Source organism: Allohahella sp. A8, assembly GCF_047946665.1.
Classification (GTDB): domain Bacteria; phylum Pseudomonadota; class Gammaproteobacteria; order Pseudomonadales; family Oleiphilaceae; genus Allohahella.
Map to the genome: position 1 here is coordinate 2,641,292 of NZ_CP172312.1, position 24,837 is coordinate 2,666,128.

The 24,837-nt window shown below is 56.4% G+C and carries 19 protein-coding genes; 1 reads left to right on the plus strand and 18 read right to left on the minus strand.

Annotated features, from left to right (window positions below; all coding sequences use genetic code 11):
• Positions 1–10: 10 nt before the first annotated feature.
• The 7 genes from ACH3PB_RS11865 to ACH3PB_RS11895 form a co-directional block, all read right to left on the minus strand.
• On the minus strand, positions 11–823 hold the full coding sequence (locus tag ACH3PB_RS11865; RefSeq protein WP_416395081.1) for a MinD/ParA family protein: 813 nt from the start codon (positions 821–823) through the stop codon (positions 11–13).
• Entirely contained in the window at positions 820–2,154 is a 1,335-nt protein-coding gene (flhF, locus tag ACH3PB_RS11870) for a flagellar biosynthesis protein FlhF (protein WP_416395083.1), read from the minus strand. Before flhF ends, ACH3PB_RS11865 begins: the two co-directional genes overlap by 4 nt.
• 76 nt (positions 2,155–2,230) lie before the next feature.
• Positions 2,231–4,414, minus strand: a complete 2,184-nt coding sequence (gene flhA / locus ACH3PB_RS11875; RefSeq protein ID WP_416395085.1) for a flagellar biosynthesis protein FlhA — start codon at positions 4,412–4,414, stop codon at positions 2,231–2,233.
• Positions 4,415–4,520: 106 nt separating this feature from the next.
• Entirely contained in the window at positions 4,521–5,885 is a 1,365-nt protein-coding gene (locus ACH3PB_RS11880) for an intermembrane transport protein PqiB (RefSeq protein ID WP_416395087.1), read from the minus strand.
• A gap of 19 nt (positions 5,886–5,904) precedes the next feature.
• A complete protein-coding gene (locus tag ACH3PB_RS11885) occupies positions 5,905–6,516 on the minus strand; it encodes a paraquat-inducible protein A (protein WP_416399452.1) in 612 nt (203 codons plus the stop codon).
• Between the two features lie 2 nt (positions 6,517–6,518).
• The gene (locus ACH3PB_RS11890; protein WP_416395089.1) at positions 6,519–7,154 is read right to left on the minus strand and encodes a paraquat-inducible protein A; all 636 of its coding nucleotides are present in this window, start codon (positions 7,152–7,154) and stop codon (positions 6,519–6,521) included.
• Positions 7,151–9,037 carry a diguanylate cyclase gene (locus ACH3PB_RS11895; RefSeq protein WP_416395091.1) on the minus strand — a complete coding sequence of 629 codons (1,887 nt, stop codon included), beginning with the start codon at positions 9,035–9,037 and terminating at the stop codon, positions 7,151–7,153. Before ACH3PB_RS11895 ends, ACH3PB_RS11890 begins: the two co-directional genes overlap by 4 nt.
• A 187-nt stretch (positions 9,038–9,224) precedes the next feature.
• Between ACH3PB_RS11895 and ACH3PB_RS11900 the strand changes: the two genes are divergently transcribed.
• A complete protein-coding gene (locus ACH3PB_RS11900; protein WP_416395093.1) occupies positions 9,225–10,199 on the plus strand; it encodes a DUF808 domain-containing protein in 975 nt (324 codons plus the stop codon).
• Here ACH3PB_RS11900 and ACH3PB_RS11905 read toward each other — a convergent pair.
• From ACH3PB_RS11905 to mutL, 11 genes are all read right to left on the minus strand, one after another.
• Positions 10,171–11,487, minus strand: coding sequence for an adenylosuccinate synthase (locus ACH3PB_RS11905; protein ID WP_416395094.1), 1,317 nt, complete (start codon positions 11,485–11,487; stop codon positions 10,171–10,173). The genes ACH3PB_RS11900 and ACH3PB_RS11905 overlap by 29 nt on opposite strands.
• 48 nt (positions 11,488–11,535) lie before the next feature.
• Positions 11,536–12,765, minus strand: coding sequence for an ATP phosphoribosyltransferase regulatory subunit (locus ACH3PB_RS11910; protein WP_416395096.1), 1,230 nt, complete (start codon positions 12,763–12,765; stop codon positions 11,536–11,538).
• A gap of 46 nt (positions 12,766–12,811) precedes the next feature.
• A complete protein-coding gene (gene hflC, locus ACH3PB_RS11915; protein WP_416395098.1) occupies positions 12,812–13,705 on the minus strand; it encodes a protease modulator HflC in 894 nt (297 codons plus the stop codon).
• A complete protein-coding gene (gene hflK / locus ACH3PB_RS11920; protein WP_416395099.1) occupies positions 13,705–14,874 on the minus strand; it encodes an FtsH protease activity modulator HflK in 1,170 nt (389 codons plus the stop codon). Before hflK ends, hflC begins: the two co-directional genes overlap by 1 nt.
• Before the next feature lie 86 nt (positions 14,875–14,960).
• Complete coding sequence (gene hflX / locus ACH3PB_RS11925; RefSeq protein WP_416395101.1) at positions 14,961–16,346, minus strand: ribosome rescue GTPase HflX; 1,386 nt, start codon at positions 16,344–16,346, stop codon at positions 14,961–14,963.
• Between the two features lie 59 nt (positions 16,347–16,405).
• Entirely contained in the window at positions 16,406–16,657 is a 252-nt protein-coding gene (gene hfq, locus ACH3PB_RS11930) for an RNA chaperone Hfq (RefSeq protein WP_344802765.1), read from the minus strand.
• 146 nt (positions 16,658–16,803) lie between these two features.
• Positions 16,804–17,781 carry a tRNA (adenosine(37)-N6)-dimethylallyltransferase MiaA gene (gene miaA, locus ACH3PB_RS11935; protein ID WP_416395103.1) on the minus strand — a complete coding sequence of 326 codons (978 nt, stop codon included), beginning with the start codon at positions 17,779–17,781 and terminating at the stop codon, positions 16,804–16,806.
• 7 nt (positions 17,782–17,788) lie between these two features.
• Positions 17,789–18,322, minus strand: a complete 534-nt coding sequence (locus ACH3PB_RS11940; RefSeq protein ID WP_416395105.1) for a hypothetical protein — start codon at positions 18,320–18,322, stop codon at positions 17,789–17,791.
• A 171-nt stretch (positions 18,323–18,493) separates the two neighbouring features.
• Positions 18,494–21,622, minus strand: a complete 3,129-nt coding sequence (locus ACH3PB_RS11945) for an efflux RND transporter permease subunit (protein WP_416395107.1) — start codon at positions 21,620–21,622, stop codon at positions 18,494–18,496.
• Positions 21,619–22,746: an efflux RND transporter periplasmic adaptor subunit gene (locus ACH3PB_RS11950; protein WP_416395109.1), complete on the minus strand. Its 1,128-nt coding sequence runs from the start codon at positions 22,744–22,746 to the stop codon at positions 21,619–21,621. The genes ACH3PB_RS11945 and ACH3PB_RS11950 overlap by 4 nt, the downstream gene beginning before the upstream one ends.
• Positions 22,747–22,847: 101 nt before the next feature.
• Positions 22,848–24,740, minus strand: coding sequence for a DNA mismatch repair endonuclease MutL (gene mutL, locus ACH3PB_RS11955; protein WP_416395111.1), 1,893 nt, complete (start codon positions 24,738–24,740; stop codon positions 22,848–22,850).
• Positions 24,741–24,837: the final 97 nt, after the last annotated feature.

Genomic DNA, 24,837 nt, shown 5'->3' on the forward strand with positions numbered 1-24,837 from the left:
ACTTCATTTATCAGGCCTGAACCAGGCGCTCTATGAAGAATTCAAGATTACCGCGAGGCGTGGTTGGCAGCGGCCAGTTGTCGACTTTTTGCGCAAGCTCCCGAAACGCCACCGAGGCCTTGGCACGAGGATACGCTTCAAAGACCGGACGCTGCCTCTGAACGGCCTTGCGAACAGCTTCGTCGAAAGGAACGCTGCCGACATACTGCAAGGCCACTTCGAGGAAGCGTTCGGTAACCCGTGTCAACTTGCCAAAGAGATGACGGCCTTCCTGCTCCGAGCGAACCATATTCGCCAGCACCCGGAAACGGTGCATGTCGTAATCCCGGTTCAGCAGCTTCATCAGGGCGTAGGCATCGGTAATGGAAGTAGGCTCATCGGTAACGACGAAAATGGCTTCCTGTGCTGCCCTCACAAACGCCAGTACTGTTTCCGAAATGCCGGCAGCGGTGTCAATGATCAGCACGTCGAGATCGTCACTGATTTCGCTAAAGGCAGAAATCAGGCCTGCATGCTGCATCGGCGAGAGGTGAGTCAGGTACTGCGTTCCCGAAGACGCCGGCACGATCCGCATGCCCATAGGGCCCTCAACCATGATTTCTGCAAGGCTGCGCTCGCCCGAGAGTACGTCGGAAATATTGTGCTTGGCGGTAAGACCAAGCAGTACATCAAGATTGGCCAACCCAAGGTCGGCATCGAGCAGCACGACTCTGCGACCCAGTGCAGTCAAGGCGAGTCCGAGATTGATCGAGACGTTGCTTTTGCCAACGCCACCCTTTCCCCCGGTAACGGCGATGACCTGTACTGAGTTCGGTCTGCTCATATTGCGTTCTGTCTTCCCATCGGGTCACCGGCTTTCAGCTGACGTGACCGGTGATACGCCTGCTTGATGAGGCTCGGTCCAGTAGCTTTATGCAAGTGATTGATTATTGACTGTCCATCAGCATAGTAGGCGATTGGCAGATTGTTGTGTACGGCTAATTCGATCACCTCACCGAGCTCTGCGGCTTCGTCGACCTTGGTCACCATCAGCACTTTCGGACGAAGCTGACTGTAGTAATGATAGGTGGATTTCACGATCTTGCTATGCTGAGCTGCTGAAACGGCCAGCACTGTATGCACATGGGCCGAACTCTGCTCCAGTTGATACAGCTCGTTGAACTGGGCTTTTGCATTGGGATCAGCCGAACTCAGCCCGGCCGTATCGACCAGCACCAGCTGCTTGTTGCTGAACCGCTGCAAGGCATCACCCAGGCTTTCATCTGGCCTGACGACATCGACGGTGATCTTCATGAGACGGCCATAGGCACGAAGTTGCTCAGCGGCACCAACCCGATACCGGTCGACGCTCAGAATCCCCACCTCACCTGCCCTGCCCGCTTTCGCGAGTAAGGCAGCGAGCTTGGCGATGGTCGTTGTCTTGCCTGTACCGGAAGCGCCGACGAACACGTAAACGCCGGAGGCTTGATCCACTTTGAAATCTGCCGTAGGAATCGTGCCGGCAATGTGCTTCATAAGGTGCTCGAGCGAAAGACTCGCGCCTGTCTGGCTGGTGGCCAACGCACTCTTGAGCATGGTGTCGGTATAATCAGTCGAAAAACCCATATCCGAGAGCTTGACCGCCAGTGGATGACGCTGCTCCGGGCGCTGGCTGCCCAGCTGCATCCACTCCGTCAGACGAACGATCTGCTGCTGCATCTCCCTGAGCACGTCGGACTGTGCGTTGGCTGACTGGAGAGCCGTCTGCGATCCGGCAGGGCGCGTCGCGCGGACGCTACCATTGGGACCTGAGTCGGGAGCAGACTGCCAGCGTGCCTGGGCCGGCTGCCGAGACTGCTGAAGGCTCTCCTGATGACGACGAACCTGTTCCGCCCGATGCTGTGAGTAGTCAGGCTGACTCTGTGCGAATGCCGGCTCGGCATCCCGCGCTTCGCGCTGCTGCTCGAACCGTGGGCGGCTTTCGGGGCGAGGTCTCGCAGGCTGCTGCATGGGCGTTGCGGTCTGAACGCTTTCGGGTTCATCGATACCGACGATGACCTGAACGCCATTCGCGGTGCGTGAAGTGCCGAGGATTGACGCATCCTCGCCGAGCTCATCGCGAATCCGCTTCAATGCAAGCTGCATGGTCGCTGCTTCAAACGTCATCTGTTTCATATCGAATCCTCTGAGCCCCAAAAGAAAGCCGTGTACGCCAAAATCTTGTCACCGTCTGCTTGCGTCGGCTCCCGTTTTAACCGGAAACCGTCGCGACGATAGTTATCTGTTTGCTCTCTGGTATCTCCTGATAGGACAGGACGTGTACCCGATCAACCGCCAGTCGCACGAAGCGCGCGATGGCTGGCCGTAGAGCCTGCGAAACCAGCAACAGTGCGGGTTTGCCGAGCATTTCCTGACGCTGCGCCGCATCCCGAAGTGAGGTCTGCAGCTTCTCCATCATGCCCGGCTCGAGCAGAAGACCGATGTCTTCGCCAGCCTGAGACTGTTGTGTCTGCTGCAATGACTTAAGCAATAACTGTTCCAGGGCTGGATCAAGCGTGATAACTGGTAACTCGCTCTCCTGGCCGATGATGTTCTGCACGATCATGCGGCGCAGGGCAACGCGGACATGACTGGTCAGTTGTCCGGCGTCCTGGGTCTTTGGCGTGATACCAATGATGGCCTCTGCGATGCTGCGCATGTCGCGGATGGCCACATCCTCGCGCAGCAGCTGCTGGAGCACTTTCAACAGCAGGCCAATCGAAACGGTGGTCGGCACGAGTTCTTCGGCGAGCTTTTCCGAATGCTTGCCCAGCTGCTCCAGCCAGTTCTGCACGTCTTCATGCCCAAGCAGCTCGTGCGCATGCTTGCTGAGAATCTGATTGAGATGGGTCGCGACGACGGTACTTGCATCCACAACGGTATAGCCGAGCGTCTGTGCCTGCTCCTTCTTTGAGGTATCAATCCAGATAGCTTCGAGACCGAAAGCTGGATCGGTCGTCTGTATGCCATCGAGCTTGCCAAATACCTGCCCGGGGTTGATCGCCATTTCGCGATCAGGATGAATGTCGGCTTCGGCAATGGTCACGCCCATCAGGGTGATGCGATAGGTATTCGGCATCAGGTCAAGGTTGTCGCGAATGTGAACCGATGGCATGAGGAAGCCAAGCTCCTGGCTCAGCTTCTTGCGCACACCCTTGATACGGCCCAGCAGTTGACCACCCTGTGATTTGTCTACCAGTGGGATAAGGCGGTAGCCGACCTCAAGACCGACAATATCGACCTGGCTGACATCATCCCAACCCAGCTCCTTGGTGTCGTTGGCAGCGCCCTGGGACGCACCTGGCAGCGCAGGTTGGTCCATGCGGCTAACCGGGCCCGACTGCGCGGGTGCACCAGACTTTGTCAGCCGCTGCGCACCATCTCCAGCTGCCTCTTCGATCAGTTCAGCGTCTTGCGATTTCTTCCAGTTCATGTAGGTGATGCCGCCACCCAGTGCTGCGAGCGACAGGAACGCGACGTGAGGCATGCCTGGAATGACACCCATGATGAACAGAATCGCAGATGAAATACCCAATGCCTTTACAGAACCGAACAACTGCGAAAAGATCTGGCCGCCCATGTCCTGGCTGGCGCTGACACGGGTAACCATGATCGCGGCCGCTACCGACAGCAGCAAGGAAGGAATCTGTGCGACCAGGCCATCACCAATAGTCAGCAAGGCATAGATTTCCATGGCACTGGTGAAGGAGAGGTCATGCTGCATCATGCCGATGCCTACGCCGCCAATCAGGTTGATGACGAGAATCAGAATGCCAGCTACTGCATCGCCTTTGACGAATTTCGAGGCACCATCCATTGAACCGTAGAAGTCAGCTTCCGTAGCAATATCTGCACGGCGCTTTTTGGCTTCATCGGCCTCAATGAGCCCGGCATTGAGGTCGGCGTCAATGGCCATCTGCTTACCCGGCATGGCATCAAGGGTGAAGCGGGCACTTACTTCAGAAACACGGCCAGCACCCTTGGTAACCACGGCAAAGTTGATGATCATGAGAATAGCGAAGACGATCAGACCAACAGCGAAATTACCACCGATAAGCACCTCACCAAAGGCCTGGATAACCTTACCCGCCGCGTCGCCACCCTCATGGCCCTCGAGCAACACGATACGGGTAGAGGCGACATTGAGCGCCAGGCGAAGCAGGGTTGTGACCAGCAGTACAGTCGGGAAAACAGGGAAGTCCATGGGTCGCATGGCGTAGACGCACACAAGCAGTACGACCAGGGATAGCAGAATGTTGAAGGTGAACAGCACGTCGAGCAGGAACGCCGGCACCGGCAGCGTCATCATCGCCAGCAAGGCCATCAACAGGAGGGGTATACCCAGCCCGCCGTGCCTGAGCGCTTTTAACTGGCCAATGTTGAGAGATGCCGCCATGTTTGCTGTGATTCTCCAGGACAATATTTTGACGAGACGTCTCGCCTGGAGGTGTATTCAGCAATTATCGTTCCTGATCTAACAGAAGCCTTGCCTGGCGCTGTGTCTAGCCCGCCGGGCCAGCCTGTCCACGCTTCTCACGGCGCAACTTTGACGCCTTGTCTTCCTCGCGAGGTTCGGCCTCTTGCGCTTCAGCCTCGGCAGCACTTGGCGCTTCGCTGGCTTTGACCGGGGGCAATCTATCCTGCCACTCCAACCACTGCTCCCTTGGCTTGTCAGCCAGTGCAAACGCAGTATTCTGCGCCACCGTTTCTGATCCACTTCCCGGTGGTGTGAAAAACGCGACACCCCCCGTCAGCAGGCTCTCGAGCGATTCACTTTCAATCCTCACACCTGACATGATGCCTGCGTCGATTGTGAAGCCGCTCGTGTTCCAGAAACGGGTACTGCTGTTCACCAGTGACTGCCATTCAGACTCGATATTGATGAAGATCTCGACCCTGTCGGCCTTCGACGACAGGCGCGTACCGAGCACTTCGCCAACTCTGACCTGTCGATAGGTTACCGCAGTACCTGGACCGAGCGAGCCTCTTGTCGGCGCATAGAGCACCAGGTTTAGGCCGGTTGCCTTGCGGCGTGCGGCTGGTGGCTTGTCAAGCAGCTGGTATCGCCTGTCGGCCAGCTTTGGCGCCGGTGAGCCCGGCTGATTGACCCCGCTCAGACCAATACCACCCTGAACGAGTGCAACCAGAGGGCCAGTCTGTAGCTCGAAACCATCGGCACCAGAACCGAATTCCAGCGGTTTCATCTTGAAGAACTTCGTCTTCTCGCCAATAAGATGAGCATACTGAGGATCGATTCGAACCAGCAACTCTAACATCCTGGCTTCGTCCATGAGGTCGACGCGTTCTACAGTGCCCACAGAGAGTGATTTATAGTAGACGGCTGAGCCGATATTGATCGCACCGAGCGACTGTGCGCTCAGTTTCAACCACAGCCCATCGCCCGTATCTTCCTCAGGTGGAGGTGGTAGTGGCGAACTTTCGAAGGCCAGTTTGCGTTCACCCTCCCCAGGACGGATGCCGATATAATTACCGGTCAGCACGGTATCCAGGCCAGACACGCCTGCCAGCGAAATACGCGGTTTGACGATCCAGAACTGAGTACCCTCATTGAGCAGGGCTTCTGCATCATGATCCATATCAATTGTGACCTTGAAATCCTGCAGGTCACTGCTCAGCGAAATGTCGGCCACGCGCCCGATGCTGAGCCCCCGATAACGTACTTCTGTCTTGCCCTCTACAAGACCTTCGGCACTTTCGAAGGTGACCACGACGGGTATGCTCGCCTTGAGCCAGGCGGTAACCGCCAGCCAGAGCGCGATCAGCAATGCAATGGCTGGCACCAGCCACACTGCAGAGATTCCGCGCTTTCTAATTTCCGGCGCATGAACATGTTCTTGCTGCGGCATCAATTGTTCCGTCATTGAATCACTGTTTCCTGTCTGGTCTGTCCCAGAGCAGTCTGGGATCGAATGAGCCCGCCGCGAACATGGTCAACACGACCATTGCGGCGAAAGCGGTGGCACCTGAACCTGCTTCGATGGTGGCAATCTGACCGAGCTGGACCAGTGCCACCAGCAGGGCTACCACGAAGACGTCCAGCATGGACCAGCGACCGAAAAAGTCGATTACGCGATAGACCCTTAGCTGCTGGTAGTGGGCATCGGAACTGCCCTGCCCCCTCACCTTGTACAGGAGATAGAGCAGGCCGAGAATCTTGCCCAGAGGAACGATGAAGCTGGCGAAGAAGACGATCCCGGCAATGGGCCAGGCGCCATGCTGGAGCAGCAGAGTAACGCCCGACAGTATGGTGTCGGGAGCACCTTTTCCGAAATAGCTCACTGTCATGATCGGCAGCATGTTCGCTGGTATGAACATGATTGCCGCGGCCAGCGTGAGTGCGAGGGTCCGCTCGAAGCTATTTGGGATGCGGCTGTGAATTTTCGCCCTGCAGCGCTGGCATCGGCTCAGCTGGTCCGGATTCACGCGCCCACAGCAATGGCATCGGGCAAGACCACGAGCCGCTGCGGTGTCCTGCATGTTCACGACGGCACCTGTTGCCTGCCAAGCAGGCGCCAGAACATGACATCATCGGAGACGATGGTCAGCAGTATCGAGCAGAGCAGCAGACCGCTGAAACAGAGCAGACCTGCGCCTGGCACAAGAACAGCCATATCAGCGAGCTTGAAACCTGCGACAAGAATGCCAAGCATGAAGACGGCGGTCATGTCCCATTCGGTCAGCCAGTGAAGCTGTCTGAAGGCAGTCCTCAGGGCATTACTGTCAGGCCTACTGTGCAGCAGAATGCTGCTTGCGCAAAGTGTACAGAGCAGAAAGCGCAGTAGCGGCAGCACCAGGCAGAACAGCAGTAGCAGAACCGACAGTAGCATCTGGCCGTCTTCAAACAGCGCCAATCCCGACTCGAACAGACTCGTCGCTGATCGATAGCCGCCAGCCTCGAGCATCATGAGTGGCAGAAAACAGGCGGGTATAAACAAAATTAAACCAGCCAGTGCGACGGCAAGCACTTTTTCGGCAGCCTGCTCGGCAGCCTTTGAAACGACCTGGCGGCAGCGTGGACAGACTAACGCGTGACTGCTCGGCCGCTCCGGCAGCAGCAGGAGCAGATCGCAGAACTGACAGGCACAGAGGTCAGCCGGCAAGCGATCCCCGTTCATGCCCTGCCGACCGTTTGATTTCGGCCCGCATGCTTTGCCTTGTACAACATGGTATCTGCGGCAATGATACCTTCGTGGAGCATCTGCTCAGGAGCCAGCGACTCCGAGTCTATGACCACCACACTGACGCCAAAACTCATGGTGAGCCCACGCCCAAGCGGCAGACCCGCAGGCGACAGCTGAGTCACGCGCAAACGCACGCGCTCTGCAATGGCGATAGCGTCATCGAGCTGCGTGTCCGGCAAAACGATCAGGTACTCCTCCCCACCGTAACGGATGATGTGGTCGTCAGGGCGAGCCACGGCCTGGCGTATGGCACCAGCGACATCCCTGATGCACTCGTCACCGGTCTGATGGCCGTACTGGTCGTTGATGGGTTTGAAGTGATCGATGTCTCCTATGATGAAGCTGATGTTCCGGCGAACCGGTTTGGCCTGCGTATGGGCGGCGCGTTTGAGACCGGCCGCAAGGCTGGCGAACAGCTCTGCCAAGTAACGGCGATTGTGCAGACCCGTTAACGCATCGATACGTGCCAGGGTCGTGAGTTGCTCATTGGCTGTCTTGAGCTCACGCGTCGCTTGCTCCAGCTCATTCGTCCGTCTCTGCACTTCAGTTTCAAGACGATCACTGGCACGACGGGCCGTGGTAGCTATCAGCTCCTGTGCAATCCTGAGCTCACGCTCCTGCTCTGTCTGCTTTTGTTGGGTGACCAGCAGCTGATTCCGCGCCTGGTTGTAGCGAGCCACCATAGCCATTGATACCAGGACAACTTCAGCGCAAAGGCCCAGCAGCAAGCTGTTCTCGGTCAGCGAGCTCGGCTCGATAAGCCCGAAGCGGCTCGCGATAAACGTGAGCCCGCCAATAATGTAGACCGTCCATCCCAGCATGAGATACCGGGCTGTTCTTGAACCCGCAATAGCACGCATTAGCGAGATGCTGAAGATAATGCCCACGGCTACAACGCTCAGACCCAGGCTGAGTAACAGCGTAAAACGGCCGGGGGCGACTATGCAGCCGAGAGTCACCAGCACACCAGCAATTGTGATGATTTTCAACAGCAATGCCTGCTGGCCACCCACACGGTGAATGCGTAGCAGCCGATTAACGAGCACTGCACTCGCCACCACCGTGAGGTTGATCGACACGGGGATTAACAGGTTATTGAGTGCCGGCATGTCGCTTAGTACGTACTGAAACAGGATGCCCTTCTGCAGTAACTGGAGCAGCAGATTGCTCACGACAAATAGGCAGTAGTTGCGCTGATTGCCGTCGCGAGAGCCCATGAACAGGAACGTGTGGTAGAGCAGCATGACGAGCAGCAGACCGAAGGCCGCGCCTAGTATCAGTGATTCCTGCTGCTCTGCCGCAATGAACTTTGGAAGCGGCTGAACTGACCATGGCAGTAGAAGACTATCCGTGCCAGCCATTTTGACGTAGATTCTGTGGCTTTCCGGTGCACCGAGTTCAAGCGGGAAACTGAAGCCGCGAGTAGGCAACGGTCGATGGGCGAAGGGCAGCAGGTCACCGGATATAACCGAATAGACAGGCAGCAGACCAGTCTCTGGTACAACCCGATAGTGATGAAGCTCGAGGGTATCCAGCAGTGGATAGTTAACCCAGAATATCTGATCTGCTGGCGCCAGTGGTGGCAGATCAATACGCACCCAATAGGTCGAAGCTGAAAAACCAAAGGCAGGTATTGCTGTGGTGATAGGCTGCCACTCGAAAGCTGCCGTCGTGGCACCTTCTGCAGCTATGAGCTCATCTATGCTCAGATGCAAGCCTGAATCCTTGATATAGTAGGTCTGGCTGGCATGCGCAGTTGAAAACGTCAGAAAAAAGAGCGCAATCAGGAGGCAAACTGGCAGGCTCAACGGGCGCATGCACGGCCGCGGCACCAGGCCAACTCTTGTCGGACTTCGAGGATTCACCACAAGTGCAAGACAACCGTATCCAAAAGCTTAACTCTAGTTCAGCGCTGGGGCCTCTGCCAGCGCAGTAAGTCGACGGCCATGCGGGTCAAACGATCGGTACGACCACTATTTTTCAACAGAAATCAGGAAACAGAACGTGGCTGGAGTCAGTTTACTTGCCCTACTCGACGATATAACTACGCTGCTAGACGACGTGAGTCTGATGGCAAAGGTGGCCACCAAGAAGACGGCTGGTGTGCTTGGCGACGATCTGGCCTTGAATGCACAACAGGTCAGCGGTGTGAGAGCGGAACGTGAACTCCCCGTTGTGTGGGCTGTCGCGAAAGGCTCATTTCGCAACAAGGTCATCCTGGTACCGGGCGCGCTGGCAATCAGCAGCTTCATTCCGTGGGCAATTACACCGCTGTTGATGATCGGTGGACTCTATCTCTGCTTTGAGGGTGCCGAGAAGATTCTTCACCGTTTTACCCATGCGCCAGCAGAAGACGCAACCGCAGAAACAGCCGGCACGCATCGCTCGGCACACGTCGCGGCAGCCGCTGATCCATCGGTGGATCTTGTGGATTTCGAGAAAGAGAAGATCAAGGGTGCCATCAATACCGACTTCATTCTCTCAGCCGAAATCATTGCCATATCACTCGGCACTGTAAGCAGTGAACCACTGCTGACTCAGGCGCTGGTACTTTCGATCGTGGCTATCGGGATAACGGTTGGCGTGTATGGACTGGTCGCTGGAATCGTGAAACTCGACGACGGTGGACTGTACCTGGCTTCCAAGACAGGAAAAGGCGCACTTGCCAGGTTCAGCCGATTTAGCGGACAGGCGATCCTGACCATCGCACCGAAGCTCATGAGAACACTATCGATTGTAGGCACCGCCGCAATGTTCCTGGTAGGCGGTGGCATTCTGCTTCATGGCCTGCCAGCACTGGAGCATATGTTCGCTGCGGGTACCGCGTCGGTAGCGCAAATCCCCACCTTCGGCGCGCTGTTTTCAACGATGGGACCAACCCTGGCGAACGCTCTGACCGGACTGATAGCCGGCGGCCTGGCAGTGGCCGCCGTAAGTGCTGTGCGGCGATTTATGCCCCGAAAGGATGCCTCAGAATAATCGTCTCATTGCGATCTGGGCCGGTCGAAATGATATCGATCGGCGCTTCAATCTGCGCCTCAATGAACTTGATATAAGCCTGCGCGTTTGCAGGTAGCTCATCGATACTGCGAATGCCGGCAGTATTTTCCTGCCAGCCTGGCAGGTCGACATACTCAGGCACCAGGTTGTCGTAATGCTCACAGCTGATAGGCGGACGCGTGAGCGCCTTGCCTGTCGCATATCCGTCCGCTGGCTTGTAGCCAACGCAAACGCGGACCGTATCCAGTCCGTCCAGAACATCGAGCTTGGTCAGGCAGATTCCTGAAACCGAGTTGATTTCAATGGCATGACGAAGCGCCACGGCATCAAACCAGCCGCAGCGTCTAGGCCGGCCGGTTGTCGCACCGAATTCGTTGCCACGCTTGGCGAGTCTTGCACCAGGCCCGTCGGTATCGAAGAGTTCTGTCGGAAATGGCCCTGAACCCACACGGGTGGCGTAGGCTTTGGTGATGCCCAGAATATAATCGAGATAGAGCGGGCCAACACCGCTACCTGTCGCTGTTCCACCTGCAGTCGTGTTGGAGGAGGTCACGAATGGATAGGTACCGAGGTCGATATCGAGCATGCTGCCCTGGGCGCCTTCAAACATGATGTTGCGGCCCGCTTTGCGGAAGCCGTGCAACATATCGGTGATATCCGCAGACATGGGCAGCAGAATCTCTGACTGCTGCATGATCTCGTCCAGCGTTGCCTGATAGTCGCAACCCGCAACCTTGTAGTACTGGCTGAGCACGAAATTGTGGTAGTCCATAACCTCTGCAAGCTTCTCAGCGAACAGTTTCGGCTGTGACAGATCGCCCACCCTCAGGCCCCGGCGAGCCGCCTTGTCTTCATAAGCTGGCCCAATACCCCGACCGGTCGTGCCAATCTTGCCTTCACCCCGCCGGATCTCGCGGGCGAGATCGAGTTTCTGGTGATATGGCAGAATAAGCGGACAGGCGTTGCTGATGTGAAGACGACCTGAAAAATCGACACCGCTGGCTTCCAGCTCTGCCATTTCCTTGAGCAGCGCTGCAGGAGAAAGTACGACACCGTTACCAATGAGGCACTGAACAGAGCTACGGAGTATGCCGGAAGGTATCAGGTGAAGAACCGTCTTCTTACCATCGATGACCAGCGTATGGCCGGCATTGTGGCCGCCCTGATAACGCACGACAGCTGCAGCATCTTCAGTTAAGAGATCGACAACCTTCCCTTTGCCCTCATCACCCCATTGAGTGCCAAGCACGACGACGTTTCTACCCATGAGAAAATCCAGATAATGTATTGTTTACAGAATGAAAAACGAGGCTGACTACAACGCGAGCAAAGGCATGAGCTGCCACTTGTCCGGCTCATCAGCAGCCACGATCTGCCGATCGCACACTGCCGCGTAGTCTGTTGCACCCTGACCGGGAAGCAATTGTATCACTTTCTCGGTCTTGCGCAGAGCACGAATGTACGCCCAGAGCGATGCAGAACTCTCTGACGGTGCGAGGATAGCGGAACGTTCCGGCTGCGGACTGCCAACTGCCAGCTTGTGAAGCACCTTCAGGTCAATACTGAAGCCTGTCGCGGGACGCCGACTGCCAAACGCCAGCCCTATGTTGTCATAACGTCCGCCATAGCCGATCGCCTGACCATAGTCACCGGTGTAGGCGGCGAACATTAGCCCCGTGTGATAGTTCAGGCCGCGCAGCTCACAGAGGTCATAACGAATATGGGCAGATGGGTAGCGGCTAGCCATGGCCTGGCCAAGAGTTTCAATTTCGCTGATAGCGGTGAGCAATTCGGAGTCGAAATGACAGAGCTCGCGCGCATCGTCGAGCACAGATAGAGGACCGCCCAGCGAAGGCAAGGCCCTGATAAGCGCGCCGAGTTGGGGATCTGAGGAAGCTGACGCAATATGATCCAGTTCCGCAACAGCTCGACGGTTGAGGACATCGAGCAGCTTGCTCTCCATCCGGGCATCATAGCCCGCCAGCTGCATGACTTTTCGGATAAAGCCGACATGAGCGAGGTCTACATGCACGCTGGGCAGGCCGGCGAGTTCAAGTACCTCCAGCATCATGGACAGCACTTCAATGTCGCCGGCTATAGAGGCCTCACCGTAAAGTTCACAGCCGCTCTGGGTCGGCGTTCTGGTAGCCAGCACGCTTTCCATCCGGGTTTTCAGTACTGAGCCGACATAGCAATAGCGGTTACGCTGGCTATCACTGTCGATATCGTGAGCCAGTGTGTGGTGGGCGTCGATCCGGGCAACCTGCGGCGTAATATCGGCGCGGATACCGAGCATGCGCCCACTGAGTTGATCGGTGACCTTGAAGGTCTGCAGCTCGAGATCGCTGCCAACGCCGGTCAACAGACTATCGAGAAACTCGATCATCGGTGGCACCACGAGTTCGTAGCCCCAGCTCGCATAGAGATCCAGCACTGCCCTGCGCAGTCGTTCGATACTGGTAGCCTGGTGCGGAAGCAAGTCTTCGACACCATCCGGCAGCATCCACTTGCCGGAAGCTGCCAGTGTTTCAGAGGGTTCAAACATAGCGCGGTTTCGGTTCCTGAAGACGGCGCCGAAGCGCCGTCACCATTCAATTGACTTCTGGAGTTCTCGCAGTCGGTTCAGACTGCTTCATGTACTTGAAGAATTCGCTGTCTGGCTCGAGGACCATGATGTTGTCCTTTGTCGCCAATGAAGTCTCATAAGCCTTCAAGCGACGGTAGAACGCATAAAACTCTTCGTTCTTGCCGAAGGCTTCAGCGTACAGTCTTGCCGCTTCAGCTTCGCCTTCACCACGCAGCTGCTCGGCCTGTTCGAAGGCCTTCGCCAGCTCAACCGTACGCTGTCTGTCCGCATCAGCTCGAACACCTTCGGCCAGCTCTTCGCCCTTCGATCGATGTGACTGGGCAATCTTCAAGCGTTCAGATTCCATTCGCTCATACACCGAGTCACTAACCCGCTTCGGCAGATCAATCGCCCGAACCCTGATATCGATAACATTGATACCATATTTGTCGGCCGCTTCACGATCCACGCTGGCAGTCAGTTCTTCCATCAGCTCTTCACGCTCACCCGCAACCACTTCGTGCATGGTCCGCTTACCGAACTGGTCACGGAGACCTTTATCGATGCGCGATATGAGCAGCGTTCGAGCACGATCTTCGCTGCCCTGCGCCGCACGATAGAATTGACCAACGTTTACGATGCGCCAGGTAGCGTACGAGTTGACGTCCAGTGGCTTCTGTTCGACGGTGAGATAGCTCTTCACCGGGAGGTCCATCGCGAGAACCCTGGTATCAAAATTCCGGTTCTCATCGACGAACGGGATCTTGAAATGCAATCCAGCCGGCACGTCGGTTTTAATGATGCCACCGAAGCGAAGCACGACGGCACGGTGAGTCTCGGGAACGATGTAGGCTGCCTGTGCCAGGATCAGCAATGCCAGCAATACGAGCCCGATTAAAATCAATCTAGCGCCAGACATTAGTTTCTCCCCTCTAACAGCGCACTGTTGCGCCCTGTATTCTGTGTTCTTCTCGGCGTAATGACCGAAGGATCCTGGTTCGCCGACACTCTGCCGTTCTCCTGTGTCTGACGCTGTCCACTTTGTTCCAGCATACGATCGAGCGGCAGATACATTATGTTTGATCCGTTCTTCTGATCCACCAGTATCTTGCTGCTCTTGCTCATCACTTGCTCCATCGTCTCGATGTACATGCGCTCGCGAGTAATGGCTGGTGCTGTCTCATAAATTTGGAGCACCTGCAGGAAGCGATCGGTTTCACCCTTTGCCATGGCGACAACCTGTTCGCGATAGGCATTCGCTTCTTCTATGATGCGCTGTGCCTTACCACGGGACTCAGGAACGACCTGATTCCGATACGCCTCGGCGCGGTTTACGACACGCTGCTCATCTTCCTTGGCGCGCTGTACATCCTCGAACGCGCCACTGACCTGCTGTGGTGGCTGGGCGGCTTCAATGTTGACAGCTTGAATCTGAATGCCGGCACCATAAAAGTCGAGGATGTTCTGCAGACGATCCTGGACCTCGATGGCCAGAAACTCACGACCTTCAGTCAGCACCTTATCCATCTCTGTTGTGCCCACTTCGTGGCGCAAGGCCGAGTCGGTGGCGTAATCCAGGGTGGTCGGTGCAGAACGCATATTGAGGGTGAACCGCTGGAGATCCTTCACGACCCACTGCACGGAGAGATCGATATCGACGATGTTCTCGTCTTCCGTCAGCATGTGTGACTTCTTCTTCAGCGTTCGAACAGCTGTGACATCTTCGATATAGATCTGGTCGACAATTGGAATGCGGAATTGCAGACCAGGATCTTCGGTCTTGAGGTACTTGCCGAAGCGAAGGACGATCGCCCGCTCTTTTTCATCCACACGGTACACTGAGTTCCAGGCCGCGAGTATGGCTGCCACAATGAGTGCGATGACAATGATACCGCCGGCGCTGCTCTGCTGATTACTGGAGCCGCCGCCACCACCTTTCTTGCCACCAAACAGGCTGTTCAGTTTGTCCATACCTTTCTTGAACAACTCATCGAGCTCTGGAGGGCCATCCTGATTTCCCTTGCGGCGACCGGAACCCCAAGGATCCTGTCCACCTTTATTACCGCCGCCGGGTTCATTCCAAGCCATTGAGTATCCCCTTTAAATCATCGAATGAGCAGACCAGGCTGCTTCAAATTGCGCCTAGTCTAAGTTCTGGTATGGCAGTGAGCAAGCTAAGCTGGCAATGTATCGTCATTGTCATCAGCGACAAATCCGTTCTCGTCATAACGAACGCGAGGCGGTGCACGATCCTCAACCAGAATTTCAGAGAGTTTCACGCCAGCGTGCGAAAGTAGCTGATCGAGAATATGTTGCTCCACACGGATAGTGAGTAGCGGGCGTCCCGCCTCATCCACGGTTTCATTCTCAACGACGTTTCGTTCGAAGAATCTGGACCGCAATTTACTATGCATCTGCATGTCACAACGCACGGTCAGAAGCCTGACATTGGTACCAAGCAACTCCGCTATGGCACCTAGCAGAGTATCAACGCCCTGGCCATCGATTGCTGATACCCAGACACGCTCCGGCAGACCTTCGGCATCCCGATCCACCCTACCGCCGGTGGCATCCAACGGCCACTGAGCCTGGTCAAGCGCATCGATCTTGTTCATGACCTTGATTGCCGGAACGGTATCGGCGCCAATTTCTTTCAGCACCTCAGCCACCTGCTTCTGGTTATCTTCACGACGAGGATCACTGGCATCGACGAGGTGCAGGAGCAGATCCGCATCGCGGGTCTCTTCAAGCGTCGCCCTGAACGCATCAACGAGTTTGTGCGGAAGATGGCGAATGAAACCAACAGTGTCGGCAAAGATGATTGGGCCGAAGCCCTCTACCTCTATCCGGCGCAAAGTCGGATCGAGGGTAGCGAATAGCTGGTTGGCAGCAAAGACGTCAGAAGCGGTCAACCTGTTAAATAGTGTCGACTTGCCCGCGTTGGTATAACCCACCAGAGCGACAACCGGTACCTCGTTGCGCAAACGCGCCCTTCTACCCTGTTCGCGTTGCTTCCGAACCTTTTCAAGCCGCTTGTGGATCGACTTGATCCGAGCCCGAAGCAAGCGCCGGTCGGTTTCGAGCTGCGTCTCGCCCGGTCCACGTAGGCCGATACCACCTTTTTGCCGCTCGAGGTGCGTCCAGCCACGGATAAGCCGTGTCGACATGTATTCGAGCTGAGCGAGTTCAACCTGCAGCTTACCTTCGTGCGTGCGAGCGCGCTGGGCAAAGATATCAAGAATGAGACCCACCCGATCCAGCACCCGAACCTGCATCGCTTTTTCGAGGTTGCGCTCCTGGCTTGGCGATAGCGCATGGTTAAACAGCACCACGTCAGCCTTGTGCAAACGAACGATGTCGGCGAGTTCCTCGACCTTGCCGCTGCCTATGAAGAATTTAGGCGTGGCGAAGTGCCGATTGACACTGACCACCTCCAGCACCTCGGCCCCTGCAGAGAGTGCAAGGTCGACGAACTCCTGGGGATCTTCGCAATCGTTTTCTTTATCGAGCTCGAGGTGTACGAGCAGCGCTCGCTCTCCGGTATCAGGTCGATCAAACAATGGTCAGACCTGACCCGGCAGATGAACGGTAAATGCAGCAGATTTCAGAATGAAGAACCTCAGGCGTTGCCAGGCTCAGCTTCGCCTTCGCCTGGATGGGTAATTTTAACGTTGCGCGATGGCACGACTGTCGAAATGGCGTGCTTGTACACCATCTGGCTGACGGTGTTCTTCAGCAATATGACAAATTGATCAAAGCTCTCGATCTGTCCCTGCAGTTTGATGCCGTTTACGAGAAAGATTGATACAGGAATACGTTCCTTTCGCAGCGCATTAAGGTAAGGGTCTTGTAGTGACTGCCCTTTCGACATATCTATTCTCCTGGCATTCTAGTTATCAATTATTGGGGATTGGCAACAAAAGGTTACCTTATCAAAGCTTCGACCGCAGTATAGCCTGATATTATCGCAGATTCTCAGAAGATTCGCTCTGCTGGCATGTTAAACCACCGTTAACTTCATTTCTGCAGAAAATCGGCCACCTGTGACAGCGTCGACTGCAGCATGGACTCCCGCTGATCTGCCGCAGGGCCGGCTTCAAGCACCTGCAGACCCGGCCATCGACGAAGCCAAGTCATCTGACGCTTCGCCAACTGGCGCGTTGCAGCAATGCCTCGCGCCCTCATCTCTGCGTGGGAGCAGTGGCCATTGAGAAACTCCCAGACCTGCGCGTAACCAACTGCGCGCACACTTGGCATATCGTCATGCAGATCACCCCGATCGAGCAGCACCTTCACTTCTTCAATCAGGCCAGCATCAAGCATCAGGTCGAAACGTAGTGCGATCTGTTCGTGAAGCCATGCACGATCGCTCGGCATGATACCGAACTGGAGAAAGCTGACAAGCTGTCCATCGGCAAGACGCACCTCGCCCGAGGTCCCATCCGAGGCCTGGGCCTCCCAGTGATCGGAAATCGGCCTGCCGGAAATCGCATGAACCTCGAGCGCTCTGCTCAACCGCTGCAGGTTATTTGGATGGATCGACTGGCAGGCGACTGGGTCGATGCTGCGGAGTTGTTCATACATCGCTGGCCAGCCCACACGTTCAGCCTCGGCCTGTATGCCTGCTCTGACTTCAGGCGTGGAGGCAGGCATGTCAGCCATACCATCCAGTAGGCGCTTGAAATAGAGACTGGTGCCGCCCACGATCACGGGGACCTGTCCCCGACCCACAGCCGCCTCGATCTCAGCGATCGCGTCCCTGCGAAACTCTGCCGCTGAGTAAGCCTCTGCAGGATCCCTGATATCGATTAGTGCATGGGGAAAGCGTTCGAGCTCTCCTCGATCGGGTTTGGCTGAGCCGATATCCATGCCTCGATATATCATCACTGAATCGGCACTGATGATGTGAACCGGATATCTCATCGCAAGTTCGCAGGCCAGCCAGGTCTTGCCTGACGCCGTGGGCCCCATGATCACTACGGCCCGTGGCTTCATAGAAACATCAACATGGCAGACGCTGCGTTGGAACTGACTGTTCGGCGAGATACATCATAGAGATCCGGTTCGACAGCGGGCTCAGCAGACATGCAAGTTCGGCCTGCCTCAGCAGAAAAGATTTCATCGCGCTGTCATCCCTGAACACATCGGCACCCTCGACTTCACCTTCACTTTTCTGATCCAGCGCCTGTTTCGTAGTTTCGCGCTCGAAATAGGCTAACAGGCAGCTCGTGAAATCGACAGGCAGAAACACCCAAACCGCAAGCAGGCGTTTCAATTCCAGCGCCACACCAGCAGCAATGGCTTTGGCTTTTTCAGTGAGTTTCATCTGGTCGTAGGCTTCCCAGAGCGTGATAGAGGCGACGATATACATGGCGAGTGCCCTGGCAAACGGCCTGCCCGGGTCCATGGAGGACGAGCCGGCAGCAAACAGACGCGAGGCCTGCAGCCTGGCTTCCAGCAAGGCCACGTCAGCAGCGCAACCCGCCAATGGCACCGCATCGCGCCAGAGACAGCAGCGGCTATTGAGTTCAGCCATATCCATCCATTCACTCCAGAGCCGTGACCGATCTGAACTGCTAAGTGCTGCGATTGATCGCTGGTGCGAGCTGCAAATAAAAACCATGGTCTCTCCTGATGTACGAATGGTCAACTGGGATCGAACATTCATATTAGGTGATAATGATTCTCATTTTCAACAGTTATTCGCTCAAGCCTTCCCAGTGATTATTATGTCCCTCTCGCCATGCACTTCAGCTTCGCGTATCAGCGCAGCTTCTACAGCATTGGTGGATGTCGTAAACCGGGCGAGCAGACTATAGAGGACAGGAATAATGAACAGCGTGAGGGTTGTGGCAAACAGCAGACCGCCCAAGACCACCACACCTATGGCAGCGCGGCTTTCGGCCCCGGCGCCGGTTGCCAATACCAGCGGCACAGCGCCGATAACTGTGGATATGGTGGTCATCAGGATCGGCCTGAAGCGCAGAATACTGCCTTCGAGGATGGCTTCAGATATCGTGCGCCCACGGTCGCGCAGCTGATTGGCGAACTCAACGATCAGGATGCCGTTCTTTGCCATAAGTCCAAGCAGCATGATGATACCGATCTGGCTGTAGAGGTTCATTGTGATACCGGATAACAGCAGAGCGATAAGCGCTCCGGTCACCGCCAGCGGCACTGATAGCATGATGATCATAGGGTGGATCCAGCTCTCGAACTGAGCCGCCAGCACCAGGAAGACAATGAGGAATGCCAGACCGAAAGTGAGATAGATCGACGAGGATGAGTCAGCGAATTCCCGGCTCAGGCCCTTGAAGGATATTCTCGCCTCAGGCGGCAGCTCATCGATCGCGAGCTGTTGAAAGTAGTCCAGTGCGGAGCCGAGGTCATAGCCCGGTGCGAGTGATCCGCTGATCACCACTGCCGGCAGCCGATCGACCCTGCGCAGATCGGGATTGGCGCCCACCTCAGTCACATCGACCAGGGCCTGCAGGGGAATCAGCTGACCGCCTTCTCGCGGACGCACGAATATTTCTCCAAGATCACTGGGTGAGGCCCGATCAGCATCAGCTGCCTGCATGATGACATTGTACTCCCGACCACCCGAGGAATAGGTCGTCACCTTCCGTGAGGCAAGCATGGTCTGCAGCGTCAGCCCAACATCCTGAATGGTGATATCCAGGTCTGCTGCGCGTTCGCGATCGATGTTCACGCGGAGCTCCGGCCTGGTCAACTCGAAATCGCTTTCGAGATTCTGCAGGCCCGGATTGTCTTTTGCCAGCCGAAGAAGTTCATCACTCCAACGCTGCACACTCTCGTAATCCGGGCCGCCCAAGACAATTTCCAGCGGCTGGTTGAACCCGCGCTGCCCCAGGCCGGGAGGGTTGACTGCGACCGCCCTGACGCCCGGCACCGACGACAGCTTGCCGAATAACTCTGCTGCAATAGCCTGCTGCTTGGTATCGCGCTCTTCCCACGGCTTCAGTCGCATGATGATAAAGCCCCGGTCTGCCTCTTCACGGAAACCGACTATGGTGAGCAGGCTCTCGGTAAGCCCTGCCTGCTGGTAAGGCGCGAGTATCTCTTCGACCTTTTTGACGTGATGATCTGTGTAGTCGACCGTAGCGCCCCGCGGTGCGCTGGCCGGCATGATGATGATGCCGCGATCTTCCGTCGGCGCCAGTTCCTGCGGAATCATCGGGAAGATGACTACACTCAGCAGCAGCCCCACCATTCCCAGCCCAAGCGTGAGCCCCGGCTGACGCAACGAAAATTTGAGCGCGCGTTCATAGCCGCGATTCATTCCGGCAAACACGCTTTCACTGAAAGCCCACACTCGGTGTCCCTCGGCGCTTTCGGGGCTATGGCGCAGCCACTTGGAGCACAGCATCGGTGCCAGTGTGAGCGCCACCAGACTGGAGACCACCACAGCTGCCGCAAGCGTAAAGCCAAACTCACTGAAAAGCCGGCCCACATTGCCCCCCATGAAGGAGATCGGCACGAATACCGCCACTAGCGTGAGCGTCGTCGCCACCACGGCAAAAGCGACTTCACGGGCGCCTTTGAAGGCCGCCAGCAGTGGCGGCTCCCCCTCATCGATCCGCCGCTGTATATTTTCGAGCATGACGATGGCGTCATCGACCACCAGACCTATCGCCAGAATAATTGCGAGTAGCGTGAGCACATTGATAGAAAAACCAAGACTCCCAAGGCCGATGAAGGCCCCAATAATACTGACGGGAATTGTGACGGCGGGTATGAGCGTGGCTCGCCAGGAGCGCAGAAAGATGAATATGACCAGGATGACGAGCGCAACGGAAATCCCGAGCGTCACAAGCACTTCCTTTATTGAAGCACGTATGAAGACTGACTCATCGTAATTCTCTGCAACAGAGACTTCGGGCGGCAAGGTGAGGCGGATCTTTTCGAGCTCCGCACTCACAAGATCGGACACGGCGACGGTGTTTGATTTCGACTGGCGGATGATGCCGAGGCCAATGGCTGTTCTCGTATTCGCCCTTAGCCGGCTGGTGTCAGACTCAACACCCAACTTCACATCTGCGACCTCACCTAGCCTAAGCAACTGATTGCCAGAGCGACGAATAACCAGATCACGGAATTCTTCAACGGTAGCGAGACGGCCTTCTGCACGGACAGTGAAATCACGGGCAGTAGACTCGATAGAGCCAGCCGGGAGTTCGATATTATTGGTTCGAAGTGCCTGTTCGACCTCCGAGACCGTGATGTTGCGTGCGGCCAGGCGCTCGCGGTTGAGCCATATTCTGATCGCGTAGCGTCGCTGACCACCGATGGTCACGTCGGCAACGCCATCGAGCACGGAAAGCCGGTCCACCAGTACGCGCTCAGCATAATCACTCAGCTCTGCACTGTCCCAGACATCGCTTTGCAGGGTGACCCACATCATGGGCCGCGCATCGGAGTCGGATTTGCTGACGACCGGTGGATCCGCAGCCTCTGGAAGCTCAGCCAAAATTCGGGAAACTGCGTCTCGCACATCGTTTGCCGCTACGTCGATATCACGCGCAGTGTTGAATTCGATGTTCGTCCGCGACTCGCCCTGCTCGGTACTCGACTCGACCGATTTGATGCCTTCTATTCCACTGATCGCACCTTCTATGACCTGAGTTATCTGCGTGTCTACGACTTCAGCTGCAGCACCAATATAGTCAGTCGCGACAGAAACAACTGGTGGATCGATGTCAGGATATTCACGGACGGGCAGCCCACGCAGGGCCGCGACGCCGAACACGACAATAAGCAGACTGATAACGGTGGCAAATACCGGACGTTTTATCGAAACATCGGACAGGATCACAGCGCACTACCCGAGGCCGTAACTCCGCCCTGCCTGGCGGGCCGAACGGCATGTTTATCTACAACGAGTGCGTTCTCGTCGACCTGAATCGTCACGAGATCGCCGCTACTGAGACGATCCTGGCCAGTCACGACCACCTGATGACCTGTTGACAGTCCGCTTGCGACCTCCACCTGGCCAGGCTCTCGAGATCCCAGCACGACCCGAGTGCGTGTCGCCTTATTGCCTTCTACCACAAACACGTAGGCATGCCGCCCCTGCACTAATACAGCCTGCTCCGGAATCACCAGACTGTCGCGTTCGCGCAGGATGAGGCTTACCGACATGAACAAGCCCGGCTTCAGACGTCCATCAGGATTATCGATCAGTGCCTTGACCGGCAGTGTCCGGCTCAGCTCATCCAGACGCGAGCCTAATTCTGCAAGCGTCCCTCTGAAAGTCTCATCGGGAAAGGCAGCGCTTGTGGCCGAAAGCGCCTGCCCCTGACTCACTGCCCCCAGAAAACGCTCGGGCACCGAGAAATTCAGCTCCATGGGTCCTGTGGCATCGAGGGTGGCGACTGAGTCACCGATGTTGAGATAGGCGCCTACGCTGAGGTCGCGGAGACCCACCGTACCCGCGAAAGGCGCCTCTATTCGATGATCGGCGAGTCTGGTCGAGGCAGCCACCTGCTGTGCCTCTGCGACTTCGAGCTGGGTTCGGAGCGCATCCAGCTGAGACTGAGAAATACTGTTGTTGCTGCGCAATCTGCTGGCGCGCTGGTACTGTCGTCTTGCATCTTCAAGCGTAGCATCGGCGACCTGAAGATCTGCCTTCGCCTGCCGATCGCTCAAACGAACAAGCAGTTGGACTTTTTGGACCTGCTGACCTGGCTCGAAGTTAAGCTCGACAATGCGGCCGCTGACTTCACTGGTCAGCTCAATCTGCTGGCGTGATCTGAGTGTGCCGACCGCAGTGACTCGATCACTGACTGAGGCCAATACCGGTGATACGACATTGACCACACGCGGCTGCTTCTCGCGCCTGGTTTCAGCTTCATCCTGGTGGTAGAGGGTTTGGAATCCGAAAATTGCTGCGCCTGCGAGAAGCGTGATGAAGAGCGCGATGGCCCACTGCTTTGCCATATTCTTTCCTGGAGCGAGCTATTAGCAGGTCAATAATGGCATAGATTCCTCCCCTGGCTGCTGCCATTACATCATGGTAATAGCCTAGGCCAAGGGGATGGCTACTGACCGCGCAAGAACAGGTTATCCAGTGCGTTCATGCTTAGCTGCACCCATGTGGGTCTACCATGGTTGCATTGGCCGCTGCGTTCGGTCGCCTCCATGCTGCGCAACAATGCGTTCATTTCGTCCAGCGTAAGCCTGCGGTTCGCTCTGACCGAGCCATGACAGGCCATCGTGGACAGCAGTCGATCCCGAAGAGCTTCAATCCGGCTGCTTTGCTGATACTGCACCAGATCATCGGCGAGGCCTCTGAGCAGTTTCTCATGATTGCCTCGACGAAGAACCGCCGGTACTTCCCGCAGCACAATGCTCTCGGCAGAAGCCAGTGTATACACCAGTCCGAACGCTTCGAGCTCGCTTCTAAATTCATCAAGGGCAGCAACTTCAAGACTGGAGAGTCGCAGCGAAAACGGCACCAACAGCGCTTGTCGGGGCAATTCGACCTGAGCATCAGCTTTCTGCTTGAGCCCCTCATAAATGATTCGCTCATGTGCCGCATGCATGTCTACGATCACCAGGCCTCGCGAATTCTGTGCAAGGATGAATACACCGTGCACCTGAGCCAGCGCCATACCGAGCGGCAGGCTTTCATGAGCGGCATAAGATGACTCAAGCGACGAACTCACCTCGGTGGGTGTGCGCAGATTCTGATAAAGCTCCAGCCACTCAGCCGGTCGTCCAGCAGGAGCCGGCTCGGCTATGAACCGACCCGGGCTGTCGGTCGAGGAGTTGTACGCCGACTGCGATGGTTGACCGAACAGCGACTGGCTGGGCTTGAATATTTCCGACCTCACCGTAGCCTGTGGCTGGGCAGATCGATAATCCGGCCCAGCTTCACCCGCCCGGCTCGAATCTTCGTCAATGCCCGCTTCATCGCCGGTGGACTCTGCGCTCAGGCCTGCCCTGGTCTCTGCCAGCGCTCGATGCAAACTACGAAACAGGAAGTCGTGGATCATCCTGGTTTCCCGGAAGCGTACCTCGTGCTTCGTGGGATGCACGTTTACGTCGACCGCAGATGGATCCAGCTCCAGGTAAAGTACATAGGCCGGATGTCTGCCGTGAAATAGCACATCGCGGTAAGCCTGGCGAATCGCATGACTGACCAGCCGATCCCGGACCACCCGACCATTGACGAAGAAATACTGTAAGTCAGCACGGCTGCGGGAAAACGTCGGCTTCGCCACCCACCCACGCAGTGACAGGCCTGAGCCGTACTCGTCGATGTTCAAGGCACTCTCGACGAACTCCTCATTACAAAGCTGGCTGAGCCTGCGGCGTCGCGTATCGTCACAGTTAGCGGCTCTGACCGAAAATTGCGTCTTGCCATTATGCTTCAGTTCAAAGCCAATCAGCGGACGTGACAGGGCCTGTTGCCGAAGTGCTTCATCGATGTGTCCGAACTCGGTCTTCTCGGTGCGCAGAAATTTCCGGCGAGCCGGCGTGTTATAGAACAGATCCCTGATCTCGACCGTCGTACCCCTGGCACGCGAGGCGGGGCGAGGCTCTGCACTGCCTGCTGTAAGACACCATGCAATGTCACCCTCGTCGGTCTTCGAAGTCAATGTGGTCCGCGCGACCGAACTGATACTCGCCAGCGCTTCCCCCCTGAACCCCAATGTCGCCACAGCCTCGAGATCCGAGAGCTCGGCAATTTTGCTGGTAGCGTGCGGTAGAAGTGCCATCGGCAGGTCTTCGCGGGACATGCCGATACCGTCGTCGCTCACCTGTATGAGCCGGATGCCACCATCCTCAATATCCACTGTGACTTGTCGCGCGCCGGCATCCAGTGCATTTTCGACCAGCTCCTTGACTACGGATGCTGGCCGCTCGACGACTTCGCCAGCGGCAATCTGGTTGGCAAGAACGACACTGAGCTGTTTTATTGAAGACATAGCAAAGGTTTTACGCGATGAAGGATTGATGCGTGCAAGGAAAGATTCTCGGGAATTTCCCATAACGATCTGCAAAACTTTGCCCCAGTGCAAGTTT